We start from the raw sequence: 13,324 nt of genomic DNA on the forward strand, positions 1-13,324 counted from the left end.
CGCTGTCACCCGGTCGCCGCGTTGGGCCAGCTCTGCGCGGCGGGCCACCCCGTGGCCGGGGCCGGTGACAGCCCGTTGGTCCCCCGCACCTGCGCGGCCGTCAGACCACCCCGCGCCGGAACACCGGGCGGCGTCGGCCCGGTGAACGGAGCGGGAGCCGGCGCCGGGGCCTGGGCCACGGGGGCCAGGGGCGGTGCGGGCGCGGCCATCGGCTGCGGAGCCGCCGGCTGCGGCACCTGCGGCCGGGGCACCTGCGGCTGAGGCATCTGCGGCTGGGGCATCGGCTGCGACTGCGGCAGCTGCGCCGCGGCCGGCATCGGCATCCCACCACCCGCACCCGCCGGAACGGCGGACGCGGCGGCGGGGAGCGGCATGCCGATGCCGGCGGCCGGGGCGGGGGCCGGGGCGGGCGCAGGCGCGGGGGCGAGCCCGGGGCCCGTGCCCATGCCCCCGGGCGCAGGCGCCGGGGCGAGCCCAGGGCCCGTCCCCATGCCCGCGGCCGCCGGCGCGGGCGCGAGCCCGGAACCCGTACCCATGCCCCCGGGCGCAGGCGCGGGGGCGAGTCCGGGGCCCGTGCCCATGCCCCCGGGCGCAGGCGCGGGGGCGAGTCCGGGGCCCGTGCCCATGCCCCCGGGCGCAGGCGCGGGGGCGAGCCCGGAACCTGTACCCGTGCCCCCAGGCGCAGGCGCCGGGGCGAGTCCGGGGCCGCCGGTGGTCGCTGCCGCCGGTGCGGGGGCGAGGCCCGGGCCGCCGAGGCCCGCACTCGCGGCGGCCGGAGCCGCGGCGGGCCCCGGCCCCCCGGCGGCGGCCCCCGCCCCCATGGCCTGCGCCGCAAGCCCCCGCATTCCCGAGCCGTTCGTCTCGCTCACCAGCCGGTCCACTGCCGCCGTACCCGAGCTGTAGCTGGTCCCGTTGCCCAGCTCGGGTACGGCGGCTCCCCTCCTGGACGTCCCGTAGAGCACCTGTTCCAGGCCGGACACCAGGCGACGCACGTCCACCTGGGGGCGCACCACGAGCCGCAGGAAGCGGCTGGACGAACCGATCTTGTTGCCGCACTCGCGGACCAGGATCCGGTGCTCGGTGAGCATCCGGTCCCGGACCACGGTGCCCTCGGCACCCACGGGGAGGCGCACGAAGAGGAAGTTGCCCTGCGACGGGTAGACCGTCAGCCCGGGCAGCGCGGAGAGCTGCGAGGCCATGTCGAGGCGGTCGCGGCGCACCTGCGTCAGGCTCTGCGCGTACTCGGCGCCGTGCTCCTTGAGCATGAAGACGACGTGTTCGGCGAAGGAGTTGAGGTTCCACTTGGGCAGCATGGAGCGGACCCGCCCGGCGAGGGCCGGGTTGGCGACGAGGTAGCCGAAGCGGATGCCGTGCAGGCCGAAGTTCTTGCCGAGGCTGCGCAGCACGATGACGTTGGGCCGCAGCATCGCCTCCTGGACGACGGACGGCTCGGCCTCGGCGTCCGCGAACTCCAGGAACGACTCGTCGATGACGACGAGGTCCAGGTCGGCCATGGCGTCCATGAACTGCACGATGGCGTGCTTGTGCAGGAAGCCGCCGTCGGGGTTGTTCGGGTTGCAGATCACCGCCACCCGCGTCCCTCTGGCGCGGATGAACTCGGCGTACTGGGCGAGGTCGAGGGCGAAGCCGCTGGACTCCTGGAGCGGGAACATGTCGACCCTCTTGCCGGTCTCCATCGGCTGGTCGGTCCAGCGGCCGAAGGTGGGGACGGGGACGGCGAGGGACTCGCGGACGAGCAGGTGGTCGATCCAGGTGATGAGCTCGGTGGAGCCGTTGCCCATGGCCACGCACTGCGGCGGGAGCTGGAGCAGGCTGCACAGCTCGGCCGTGATGGTGTCGGCGCTGCTCGGGTAGTACGTGATGATGTCGCGCAGCCTGCCCGCCATGTCGTCGAACATGGCCGGGGTGGGGAAGTACGGGTTGCAGGGGATACAGAAGTCCACGGGGCCGGCTCCCTCGCCGCCCTCGCGTGTCAGAGCCGCCATCGACGGGCTGTGGGCCGCGGTACTGCGGAACAGCGACGTGACGTTGTCGGCCATGGAACCTCCGTATGAGGCGGGTCCGTTGGGGACGGCCGGACCCGACGTTCAAGGGCGGCCCGCGCGGGGGAGCGCGGGCCGCCCTTGGATACGGAGGCCACCGTGACACCGTTCAACCGTCGGGAAACCGGTCAGGAGATGTGTGTCACCTGTGAAGGGTTGTCACTGGCCGGCGTCAGCAGCCGAACGAGTGGATCGTCGTCGTGCGGTACGTCTGGCCGGGGCGCAGCACCGTCGACGGGAACGACGGCTTGTTCGGCGAGTCCGGGAAGTGCTGCGTCTCCAGGCACAGCGCGTCGCCCTGCCGGTAGACGCGGTCGGACGGGCCGGTGAGCGTGCCGTCGAGGAAGTTGCCGGAGTAGAACTGCAGGCCCGGCTCGTTCGTGGCGATCTTCATCGTGCGGCCGGAGGCGGGGTCGCGCAGGGTGGCGACGTGCTCGGGCCGGGCGGTGATGCCCTTGTCGAGGACCCAGTTGTGGTCGAAGCCCTTGGCGGTGACCAGCTGCGGGTGGGAGACGCGGATGTCCCGGCCGATCGGCTTGGCCTTGCGGAAGTCGAAGGGGGTGCCCGCGACCTTGGCCAGCTCGCCCGTGGGGATGAGGCCCGAGTCGGTGGGCGTGTAGCGGGAGGCGGCGATGTGCAGCTCGTGGTCCTCGATGGTGCCGCTGCCCTCGCCGGCCAGGTTCCAGTAGACGTGGCTGGTGAGGTTGACGACGGTGGCCTTGTCGGTGGTGGCCTCGTAGTCGATGCGCCAGTCGCCGTGCTTGGTGAGGGTGTACGTGACCTTCGTCTTGAGGGTGCCCGGGTAGCCCATCTCCCCGTCGACGCTGGTGTAGTACAGGTACAGGCCGACATCGGAGCCCTTCACGAACGGCTCGATGTCCCAGACGCGCTTGTCGAAGCCCTTGGCGCCGCCGTGCAGGCTCTGCTCGCCGTCGTTGACGGACAGCTGGTAGGCCTTGCCGTCCAGCGTGAACTTGCCCTTGCCTATGCGGTTGCCGTACCGGCCGATCAGGGCGCCGAAGTACGGGCTCTTGGCGACGTAGTCCTCGATGTTGTCGAAGCCCGCGGAGACGTTGGCGTAGCGGCCGCGGCGGTCGGGGATCTCCAGGGACTGGACGATGCCGCCGTAGGAGAGGACCTTCAGGCGGGTGCCGCCGTTCTCCAGCGACCAGCTGTAGATCTTGGTGCCGTCGGCGAGCTTGCCGAAGAGCGTCTTCACCGGCTTCCTGCCTCCCGTGGCGTGCGCCGTGCCGCCGAGCGTGGTGGCGGCCATGCCCGCCGCCGCTGCTCCCGCGATGACCGTGCGTCTGTTCAGTTCCATGTGCGGCTCCACCTCATTGGGAAACTGCTGGGAAAGAGCCGGGCCCCGCCTTCCGGCGGGGCCCGGTCCGATTACGAACCGACCTTGCGCTTGTTCCACACGTCGAACCCGACCGCCGCCAGCAGCACCAGGCCCTTGATGACCTGCTGCCAGTCGGTGCCGATGCCGACGAGGTTCATACCGTTGTTCAGCACGCCCAGGACCAGGCCACCGATGATCGCGCCGAGGACGGTGCCGACACCGCCGCTCATCGACGCGCCGCCGATGAACGAGGCCGCGATCGCCTCCAGCTCGAAGTTGAGGCCGGCCTTGGGAGAGGCCGCGTTGAAGCGGGCGGCGAAGACCAGACCCGCCAGGGCCGCGAGCATGCCCATGTTCAGGAAGACCAGGAAGGTGACCTTCTTGTCCTTCACGCCCGACAGCTTGGCCGCCGGGAGGTTGCCGCCGATCGCGTAGATGTGGCGGCCGATGATCGCGTTGCGCATCACGTAGCCGAAGCCGACGAGCAGCACGCCCAGGATGAGCAGCACGATCGGGGCGCCCTTGTAGCTGGCCAGCAGCATGGTCAGCGTCAGCACCGCGGCGCCGATCGCGACCAGCTTCAGCAGGAACAGCTTGGTGGGCGGGACGTCCAGGTTGAACTCCTGCTGCCGCTTGCGGTCACGGACCTCCTGGAAGATCACGAAGGCGATCATCGCGAAGCCCAGCAGCAGGGTGAGGTTGTGGTAGTTGGTGTTCGGGCCGACCTCCGGCAGGAAGCCGTTGGCGACCTTCTGCAGCCCCTCCGGGAACGGGCCGAGGGTCTGGCCCTCCAGGAAGATCTCCGTCAGACCGCGGAAGATCAGCATGCCCGCCAGGGTCACGATGAACGACGGTATGCCGCCGTAGGCGATGAAGAATCCTTGGATGGCACCCGCGGCCGCGCCCACGGCCAGGCACAGCACCACGGCGACCGGCCAGGGCATGTCTTGTTTGACCATGAACACGGCGGCCATCGATCCGACGAACGCCGTCAGCGAGCCGACCGACAGGTCGATGTGGCCCGCGATGATGACCAGCATCATGCCGATCGCGAGGATCAGGATGTAGCTGTTCTGCAGCACCAGGTTGGAGACGTTGCGCGGCAGCAGCAGGTCGCCGTCGGTCCACACGGCGAACAGGACCACGATCAGGCCCAGCGCGATCAGCATGCCGTACTGCCGCATGTTGCGGCGCATGCCGTCCAGCACCAGCTGCAACAGTCCGTCGCCGGTGGCCGCCCCTCCCTTGCCGGGCGGCGCGGGGGCCGGCGTCTTGGCGGTCACGTCCGTGCTCATCGGGATACCTCTTTGTCCTTCGTCATCTGACGCATCAGCGATTCCTGGGAGGCCTCGGCCCTCGAGAACTCACCCGTCAGCCGTCCCGCGGCCATCGTGTAGATGCGGTCGCACATGCCGAGCAGCTCGGGCAGCTCGGAGGAGATGAAGACGACCGCCTTGCCCTGGGCGGCCAGCTGGTCGATGACCGTGTAGATCTCGTACTTGGCGCCGACGTCGATGCCGCGCGTCGGCTCGTCCAGGATCAGCACGTCCGGACCCGAGAAGATCCACTTGCTGAGGACGACCTTCTGCTGGTTGCCGCCGGACAGCTTGCCCACCGGCTCGAAGACGGTCGGCGCCTTGATGTTCATGGACTTGCGGAAGCTCTCGGCGACCTGCCGCTCCTCGTGCTCGTCGACCACACCGTGCTTGGCGACCTTGCCCAGGGCGGTCAGCGAGATGTTGCGGTTGATGGTGTCGATGAGGTTCAGGCCGTAGTGCTTGCGGTCCTCGGTGACGTAGGCGATGCCGTGCTTGACCGCCTCGGGGACGGTCTTGGTGCGGATCTCCGTGCCGTCCTTGAGGACCGTGCCGCCCGCGTACCGGCCGTACGTCCGTCCGAAGACGCTCATGGCGAGTTCGGTGCGGCCGGCGCCCATCAGCCCGGCGATGCCGACGATCTCCCCGCGCCGCACGTGCAGCGACACGTCGTCGCACACCTTGCGCTGCTGGTCGATCGGGTGGTGCACCGTCCAGTTGCGGATCTCCAGGGCGGGCGCGACGCCCTCCTCGGGCTCGTGCGGCGACCGCTCCGGGAAGCGGTTCTCCAGGTCGCGGCCCACCATGCCGCTGATGATCCGGTCCTCGGTGGTCTCCGGGGCCTTCACATCGAGGGTCTCGATGGTCTGGCCGTCGCGGAGGATCGTCACCGAGTCGGCGACCTTGCGGATCTCGTTGAGCTTGTGGGAGATGATGATCGAGGTGATGCCCTGCTTCTTCAACTCCAGGATCAGATCCAGGAGTTTGCCGCTGTCCTCGTCGTTCAGGGCGGCGGTCGGCTCATCCAGGATGAGCAGCTTCACCTTCTTCGACAGGGCCTTGGCGATCTCCACGAGCTGCTGCTTGCCCACGCCGATGTCGGCGACGCGGGTGTCCGGGTGGTCGGACAGGCCGACCCGGCGCAGCAGTTCGCTGGCGTGGCGCAGGGTCTCGGTCCAGCTGATGATCCCGCGCGTGGCGTGCTCGTTGCCGAGGAAGATGTTCTCCGCGAGGGAGAGGTAGGGCACCAGGGCCAGCTCCTGGTGGATGATCACGATGCCGCGCTCTTCGCTGGCCCGGATGTCCTTGAACTGGCAGACCTCCCCCTCGAAGAGGATGTCTCCCTCGTAGGTGCCGTGCGGGTGGACGCCGGAGAGGACCTTCATGAGGGTCGACTTGCCGGCGCCGTTCTCCCCGCAGATGGCGTGGACCTCGCCCTGCCGAACGGTCAGCGTGACGTTCGACAGCGCCTTGACGCCGGGAAAGGTCTTGACGATCGAGCGCATTTCCAGGACGGGTCCCGCCATGGTCGTGCCTTCCAATCAGTGGTGAATCGTCGGTCGGTCGGCGGCGGTTACTTCAGGTCGCTTTCCTTGATGTAGCCGGAGTCGACGACTTCCTTCTGGTAGTTGCTCTTGTCGACGGCGACCGGCTCCAGCAGGTACGCCGGGACGACCTTCGCGCCGTTGTCGTAGGTCTTGGTGTCGTTGACCTCGGGCTTCTTGTCGTTCAGCAGCGCGTCGACCATGTTGGAGGCGACCTTGGCGAGCTGGCGGGTGTCCTTGTAGACGGTCATCGACTGCTGGTCGGCGATGATCGACTTCACCGAGGCGACCTCGGCGTCCTGGCCGGTGACGACCGGCAGCGGCTTGCTCTTGGAGCCGTAGTCGTCGGACTTCAGCGCCGAGAGGATGCCGATGGAGATGCCGTCGTAGGGCGAGAGGACGGCGTCGACGCGCTCGGTCTTGTACGCCGAGGTCAGGATGTCGTCCATGCGCTTCTGGGCGGTGCCGCCGTCCCAGCGCAGGGTCGTGACCTGGTTGAGCTTGGTCTGGCCGGAGCGGACGACGAGCTGCTTCTTGTTGATGTAGGGCTGCAGGACGTTCATCGCGCCCTGGAAGAAGTAGCGGGTGTTGTTGTCGTCGTTGGAGCCGGCGAACAGCTCGATGTTGAACGGGCCCTTCTTGGAGCCGTCCTTCAGGCCGAGCTTCTCGACGATGTAGGTGCCCTGGAGCTCGCCGACCTTCTCGTTGTCGAAGGAGGCGTAGTAGTCGACGTTCTGCGTGCCGAGGATCAGGCGGTCGTAGGAGATGACCGGGATGTTCGCGTCCTTGGCCTGCTGGAGCACGTTGTTCATCGACTTGTTGTCGATGGCCGCGACGATCAGCGCCTTCACACCCTGGGTGATCAGGTTCTCGATCTGTGAGACCTGCTGGTCCGGGTCGTCCTCGCCGTAGACGAGCTGGGTCTTGTAGCCCTTGGACTCCAGGTCCTTCTTGACGTTGTTGCCGTCGGCGATCCAGCGCTCGGAGGACTTGGTCGGCATCGCGATGCCGATGGTGCCGCCCTTGGCGCTGTCCCCGCTCTCCTCGCTGCCGCCCTTGCTGTCCTGCCCGCAGGCGGACAGGGTCAGGGCGAGGGACGCGGCTCCGGCTATGGCGGCGAGGGCGGCTCTGCGGTTACGCATGATCATCATCCTTGATCTGTGTGCAGGGCTCGGTCTGGGGCGCGAAGTCGCTCCGGGGGGTCAGGCCGGAAAGACCGAGAAGAGATGTGTCGGATTGTGGTCGGCTGTGTCTTCTTTTGTGAAGGCGAGTAGCCGGAACGTTATGACGAGATCTCGAACCGTTGCAGATCGCCGGGCAGTCGCGAACCGAGCGGCGCCATGTCGCCGTCCGCTCCGTGACGGGCCAGGAGATCCAGGGCGAGCCGGCCACGCCGCACGCGCTCCTTGGCGGTGGCGAGGGTCAGCTCCCGCATGTGGTGCCCGTAGGGGTAGATCCCGGGCGCCTTGGACAGGCCGAACTTCAGGTAGAGCGGTGCGCCGCGCCGGATCAGCTCGGCGACCTCGTACATCCGGACGTAGCCGCCGAGGTCGTCGGGCGCCTCGATGTACATGTCCATGGGGGCGCCGGACACCCGGCGGATCTCGGTGAGGTGATCGAGCGTCAGATCGCTCGGCACGTTCACCGAGTCGGCGCCGAGCCGCTCGTACACCGCGTACGCCGCCGGGTTGACGGGGCCGATGAGCGCGCTCACCTTGAGCGTGGTGTCGGCCGGGATGATGCCGGCCGCGCGGGCCCGGTGCAGCGTCCACAGCACGCCCTCGTCGGCGACGAGGAGGCACTTGACCCCCAACTCCGTGGCTCTGACCGCGTCTTCGACGCAACCGGCGACGGCGTCGTGGCCGCGGGCGCGCAGTCCGGCCCCCCGCGAGTCGGTGCGCGTGGAGCCGCCGATGTCCCAGGTGCCGCGCGGGCCGGTGAACAGGCAGAGCTCGATGTCGCGTTCGGCCGTCGCCTCCACCATCTCGGTGATCTCGGCGTCGGTCAGCATCCACACGCCGCTGCCCTGGCTGATCCGGTGGATCGGCACGTCCAGCCGCGAGGCCTCCTTCAGGACCACCGCCAGTGCCTCGGGGCCCTCGCACGAGGGGATCTCGGTGCGCCAGCGGCCGCCGCCGGGGAAGGAGTGCGGCGAGGCGTCGGCGGGGTCGAGGGCGGGCGCGTTCAGGCCGAGTGTGGTGAGCGCCTGCTCACCGGGCCTGCGGGCTGCCGTGGTGGAAGCGTCGGTCACAGGAAAGTCCTTCGGTTCGATATTTCGGACGAGGTTCGCGGCTCGGGGTGGAGCTGGGCCCGGGCAGGGGCGGGGCTTGGGTGTACGCCGGTACGGGAGCCGTCAGGTTGCCCCCGTACCGGCGTACGTCTAGGGGCGGAGCAGCACCTTGCCCACCTTCGGATCGCCAGCTCCCACCAGGTCGATGGCCTGCGAGAACTCGGCGAGCGGCAGCTCGTGCGTCACCAGCGGCAGCGGGTCGAGCAGACCGGCGGCGAACACCCGCACCGTGTGCGCCCAGGCGTCCGGCGGAGCACCGAAGACGGTGTGCACCTCCAGCTGCCGCACGACGAGGTCGGTCGGGTCGAGACCGTCGGCACCCGGGGCCGGGATACCGGTCAGGACCAGCCGGCCGCCGCGCCGGAGCAGGGCGGCGGAGATCCGCGCGGCGTCCGCGGACCCGGCCGTCTCGATCACCACGTCGAAGTCGTCCGGGAGGTCCTGGTCCTTCGTCCGGAAGTCCGTCGCGCCGTACTGCCGCGACAGCGCCTCACGGTCCCGGCGGGTGCCGACGACCAGCAGCTCGCCCGGCGAGTTCGCCTTCAGGAACTGCACGGCGAACATGCCGAGCGTCCCCGTACCGACCACGGCGACCCGCTCGCCCGGCTGGGCGTTCCCCTTCAGCGCCGCCGCCGCGATACAGGCGGCGGGCTCCAGGAGGGCCGCGGCGGTGAGGTCGCACTCGTCCGGGAGGGCGTGCAGGAGGCGGGCCGGGAGGGTCAGCGTGGCCGCCATGGCACCCGGCTGGGTGAACCCGGTCTCCTCGTACCCGGCCGTGCACAGGGTCGTCTCGCCCGCGTGGCAGCGGTCGCAGACCTGGCAGTTGCGGAAGCCCTCACCGACGACCTTGCGGCCGACGAGGGACTCGGGGACACCGGCACCCACCGCCTCCACCGTCCCGGACCACTCGTGGCCCGGGGTGAGCGGATAACGCACGTAACCCTCGGGGCGGTTGCCCTGGTAGACCTCGCGGTCGCTGCCGCAGATCCCGGAGGCGTGGACGCGCACCAGGGCCTCGCCGGCCTCGGGCCGCCGTGGCTCGTGCGGGACGAGACGGTGCTCGCCCGGCGCGTCGATCACTACCGCGGTGCTCACGTCGCTCCTGGGGGTTTCGAAGGTTTCGGTCGCCGGTTCCGGGTTTCCGGGTGCCGGACGGTCACTGAGTGCCCTTGGGCTTGCGCTGCTCCCAGCCCTCCGCCCAGAGGTCGAAACGGGCCTGCTGCTGCGGGAACTCCGCGGCGGCGTCCACGTCCAGCTCCACGCCGAGGCCCGGGGCGTCGGACAGGTGGAAGCAGCCGTCCTCCGGGTTCACCTGAGGCGCGCCCTTGACGACCTTCTTGATCTCCGCGTCCGCGAAGTCGTTGAAGTGCTCAAGGATCTTGAAGTTCGGCGAGGTGAAGCCGACCTGGAGGCTCGCGGCGGTCAGGACCGAGCCGCCCACGTTGTGGGGGGCCACCAGCATGTAGTGGGTCTCGGCGGTCGCGGCGAGCTTCCGGGTCTCCCAGATACCACCGATATGGCCGACGTCCGGCTGGATGATGTCCACGGCCTGGCTCTCGAACAGCTCGCGGAACTCGATCCGGTCGTGGATGCGCTCACCCGTGGCGACCGGCATGTCGACCTTCGCCGCGACCTTCTCCAGCGCCTTGAGGTTCTCCGGCGGGACCGGCTCCTCCAGCCACGCCGGCTTGAACGGCGCCAGCTCCTTGGCCAGGCGCACGGCCGTGGCCGGGGAGAAGCGGCCGTGCATCTCCAGCATCAGCTCGGCCTCGGGGCCGATGGCGTCGCGGACCGCCTCGATCAGGGAGACGGCGTACAGGGTCTGCTCGTGGTCCAGCTCGAAGTGGCCGGTGCCGAAGGGGTCGATCTTGAGCGCCCGGTAGCCGCGCTCCATGACCCCCTGGGCGGCCTTGTGGTACGCCTCCGGGGTGCGCTCGGTGGTGTACCAACCGTTGGCGTACGCCTTGACCTTGTCGGTGACCTTGCCGCCCAGCAGCTGCCAGACGGGGACGCCGAGGGCCTTGCCCTTGATGTCCCAGCAGGCCATCTCGATCACGGCGATACCCGACATCACGATCTCGCCCGCACGGCCGTAGTCGCCGTACTTCATCCGCTTGACGAGGTCCTCGACAGCGAACGGGTCGGATCCGAGAATGTGGTTGACCTCGGCCTCTTTCAGGTAACCGAGCAGGGCGTCGGTGTGTCCCAGCATCCGGGTCTCGCCGACTCCGGTGATCCCCTCGTCGGTGTGCACCTGGACGTACGTCAGGTTGCGCCACGGCGTCCCGACCACGTGTGTGCTGATTCCGGTGATGCGCACGGCGGTAGTCCCTCGCAGGTTCGTCGGCTCAGTTTCCGTCAGTCATTCAGTTCGACGTGTTCGATATTTCGGCACACGTTCGAAATGCTGGCGTGACAGTAAGGACGGGGCGGTGGGGGTGTCAATGGGTCGCGCGCATAACGGTTTCGACAGTTTCGAAACCGCGGGCGGGGTGTGTCCCTACAGAACCTTCACAGCTGGATCTAGGAACGTGACCGGCGGGGAACTTAATCTTCCCGCGTCATGGACTACTGCGACCCGTGCCGACGGCACCTGAACGGCGCCCTCGCCTGCCCGGGGTGCGGCACCTCCGCCGAAGCGCTGCGCTGGCGTGAGCCGGGGTATCACGCCCCGTCCGTCATGGGTGAGGGCGTTGCCGGCGGAGCCGACGGGTCGGGCGGTGAGTACGGCTCTGACGGCTCTGACGGCGCCGATGACGGCCCCGACGAGGACGACGAGGGTGAGCCCCTGGGGCGCGCCGCGCGGCGGCGTGGGCGGGGGCGCGGGGCGGTCGGGGAGGGGCCGGGTCCGGGCGGGGCGAGCCGGCGGGACCGGAAGGCCGCGGCGCACCGGCGGCGACGGCGCCGGACCCTGTTCGTCGCGGCCGGGTTCGTGCTGGCGGCGGGTGGGCTGAGCCTCGCCGAACTCGGCATGGACGCGCCGAAGTCGACACCGACGCCGGCGGCGGCCGGGGGCGAGTCGGCGGACGGGGACGCGTCGGTGGAGGCGGGGGAGACGGGCCGCTCGCCGGGGGGTGTCGCGGGGGCTGACGGAGCGTCTGAGTCCCCGTCTCCGGGGGTTTCCGACTCGCCGTCGGCATCTGAGTCTCCGGAGGGCGGCGAGGAGTCGAAGTCCCCGACGGGGGAGGGGACTCCGGGTGATCCGGACTCGACCCCGGCGGGCACGTCCCCGACCCGGTCGACGTCGGCCCCCACGGCCGCTCCTCCGGGGCCGGCGCCGACCCCGACCTCGGGCCGCACCACACCGCCTCCCGCGCCGGAACCATCACCATCGGAAACCTGCAACCGCTTCCTGTGGTGGTGCACGTAGCGCCTTCCGCGCGGATGGCGTCACGGAATGTCTTTCAAGACCACCATTTCGCCCTTGCCGATCGGGAAGACGCAGCTGAGGTAGCCGTCCGAGGCCTCGACCAACTGCTTGAAGGTCTCCAACTGGTGAGCGTGAGAGACGGCGTTGTCGACCACCATCAGACAGCCGTTCGCGAGAATTCGCTGGAGGGAGGGCCACCAGTCTGCGTACTGTCCGCGATCGCTGTCCAGGAACACGAAGTCGTACTCGCCGGCTCCGCGCGACTCGATGAACCGGCCGGCGTCGTCCGTGATCTGCCGGATGCGGGGCTGGAGTCCGGCGCGCTGGAAGTTCCGCTCGGCCATCGCGACCTTGCCGGGCGCCTGTTCGACGGTCGTCACCGAACCGCCCTCGCCCACGGCCTCGGCCAGCCACAACGTCGAGTAGCCGTTGGAAGTCCCGACCTCCAGGACGTTCTTGCAGTTGCCCGTCTTGATGAGCATCGTCAGGAACATGCCGGTGTCGTGCGTGATGTTCAGCATCTTTCGGCTTCGGTCGTCCGTTGCCGCGTCGTTCGCCTCGCCGAACTCCTCCAGCTCGCCCAGCAGTTCGACCAAATCCGCTCTCATATCGCGTCCTCTCCTCGCTTCGAGGCGCCTCACCAGGTCATCAAGCTCTGCACGGCGACGAACACCCCGAGGAGCGCCAAAGCGACACAGAGCACAGTTCGAAACCGCTCCTCGGAGACCCTCTTGCGGATCCGGCTTCCGATCGACATCCCGAGGAACGCCGGGGCCAAGGATATGGCTGACATCACGGCGAGGTTGACGCTGAGCAGGTCCTGCGTCTGCAGCGTCCACGCCAGACCGACGGTGGACAGGGTGAAGAGAATGCCCATGCTCTGCACCAGCTCGTCACGCAGGAGCCCGACGGACTGCAGGTAGAAGACCCCGGGGACGGCCGACGAGCCGGTCGCTCCGGTGAGGAACCCGTTGGTGGCTCCGGAGACGACACCCACGGGGTGGTGCCACCACTTGCCGCGGATGTTCACCCGCAGGCGGAACAGCCCGAGCACCCCGTACACCGTCAGCCCCAGGCCGAGCAGGGCCGACATCACATCCGCCCGGAAGTAGCTCAGCGTGAAGGCGCCGGACACGGTGAAGACCGTGGCGGCCAGCAGGAACGGCCACGTGATGCGGACGACTTTCCGGCCGTGCCCGCCGCTCGTCGCCTGCACGACATTGGTCAGGAACGTCGGCACGAGGATCAGCGCCTTCGCCGGATGGATCCCGATCGTGGCGGTCAGAATCCCGAGGACGACGGGCGGCAGGCCGAGGCCGGTCAGACCCTTCACCAGCCCACCCACGAAGAACGTCAGGACGATCACCGTGATGACGACCGGGTCGAATGAGATCACGTG

General features: G+C 69.3%; 10 protein-coding genes. All 10 read right to left on the reverse strand.

Going from position 1 to position 13,324, the window contains the following annotated elements; genetic code table 11:
- Positions 1 to 5 precede the first annotated feature (5 nt).
- The 10 genes from ABZ386_RS02045 to ABZ386_RS02090 all read right to left on the reverse strand — a co-directional run bounded on the left by ABZ386_RS02045 (position 6) and on the right by ABZ386_RS02090 (position 13,321).
- Positions 6 to 2,060, reverse strand: coding sequence for a histidinol-phosphate transaminase (locus tag ABZ386_RS02045; protein WP_358963191.1), 2,055 nt, complete (start codon positions 2,058 to 2,060; stop codon positions 6 to 8).
- Positions 2,061 to 2,235: 175 nt separating this feature from the next.
- Complete coding sequence (locus ABZ386_RS02050; protein WP_351332762.1) at positions 2,236 to 3,384, reverse strand: aldose epimerase family protein; 1,149 nt, start codon at positions 3,382 to 3,384, stop codon at positions 2,236 to 2,238.
- A 71-nt stretch (positions 3,385 to 3,455) separates the two neighbouring features.
- Positions 3,456 to 4,700, reverse strand: a complete 1,245-nt coding sequence (mmsB, locus tag ABZ386_RS02055) for a multiple monosaccharide ABC transporter permease (RefSeq protein WP_351332759.1) — start codon at positions 4,698 to 4,700, stop codon at positions 3,456 to 3,458.
- Positions 4,697 to 6,247 (reverse strand): multiple monosaccharide ABC transporter ATP-binding protein, encoded by a 1,551-nt coding sequence (mmsA, locus tag ABZ386_RS02060; RefSeq protein WP_114252096.1) that lies wholly within the window; start codon positions 6,245 to 6,247, stop codon positions 4,697 to 4,699. The genes mmsB and mmsA overlap by 4 nt, the downstream gene beginning before the upstream one ends.
- A 47-nt stretch (positions 6,248 to 6,294) precedes the next feature.
- Complete coding sequence (gene chvE / locus ABZ386_RS02065; protein ID WP_351332755.1) at positions 6,295 to 7,407, reverse strand: multiple monosaccharide ABC transporter substrate-binding protein; 1,113 nt, start codon at positions 7,405 to 7,407, stop codon at positions 6,295 to 6,297.
- Between the two features lie 140 nt (positions 7,408 to 7,547).
- Positions 7,548 to 8,516: a hypothetical protein gene (locus tag ABZ386_RS02070; protein ID WP_355717347.1), complete on the reverse strand. Its 969-nt coding sequence runs from the start codon at positions 8,514 to 8,516 to the stop codon at positions 7,548 to 7,550.
- Positions 8,517 to 8,645: 129 nt separating this feature from the next.
- Positions 8,646 to 9,650, reverse strand: coding sequence for an alcohol dehydrogenase catalytic domain-containing protein (locus ABZ386_RS02075; RefSeq protein ID WP_356499524.1), 1,005 nt, complete (start codon positions 9,648 to 9,650; stop codon positions 8,646 to 8,648).
- A 61-nt stretch (positions 9,651 to 9,711) separates the two neighbouring features.
- A complete protein-coding gene (locus ABZ386_RS02080; protein WP_114252092.1) occupies positions 9,712 to 10,875 on the reverse strand; it encodes a mandelate racemase/muconate lactonizing enzyme family protein in 1,164 nt (387 codons plus the stop codon).
- A 1,070-nt stretch (positions 10,876 to 11,945) separates the two neighbouring features.
- Positions 11,946 to 12,533, reverse strand: coding sequence for a class I SAM-dependent methyltransferase (locus ABZ386_RS02085; RefSeq protein WP_355717339.1), 588 nt, complete (start codon positions 12,531 to 12,533; stop codon positions 11,946 to 11,948).
- Between the two features lie 29 nt (positions 12,534 to 12,562).
- Positions 12,563 to 13,321, reverse strand: coding sequence for a sulfite exporter TauE/SafE family protein (locus ABZ386_RS02090; RefSeq protein WP_351332743.1), 759 nt, complete (start codon positions 13,319 to 13,321; stop codon positions 12,563 to 12,565).
- Positions 13,322 to 13,324: the final 3 nt, after the last annotated feature.

This window comes from Streptomyces sp. NPDC006140, assembly GCF_040628815.1.
GTDB lineage: Bacteria > Actinomycetota > Actinomycetes > Streptomycetales > Streptomycetaceae > Streptomyces.

Bases quoted from the DNA above. Each gene is read 5' to 3' on its own strand.
- ABZ386_RS02045 (WP_358963191.1), bottom strand. From the start codon at position 2,060: ATGGCCGACAACGTCACGTCGCTGTTCCGCAGTACCGCGGCCCACAGC.
- ABZ386_RS02050 (WP_351332762.1), bottom strand. From the start codon at position 3,384: ATGGAACTGAACAGACGCACGGTCATCGCGGGAGCAGCGGCGGCGGGC.
- mmsB (WP_351332759.1), bottom strand. From the start codon at position 4,700: ATGAGCACGGACGTGACCGCCAAGACGCCGGCCCCCGCGCCGCCCGGC.
- mmsA (WP_114252096.1), bottom strand. From the start codon at position 6,247: ATGGCGGGACCCGTCCTGGAAATGCGCTCGATCGTCAAGACCTTTCCC.
- chvE (WP_351332755.1), bottom strand. From the start codon at position 7,407: ATGCGTAACCGCAGAGCCGCCCTCGCCGCCATAGCCGGAGCCGCGTCC.
- ABZ386_RS02085 (WP_355717339.1), bottom strand. From the start codon at position 12,533: ATGAGAGCGGATTTGGTCGAACTGCTGGGCGAGCTGGAGGAGTTCGGC.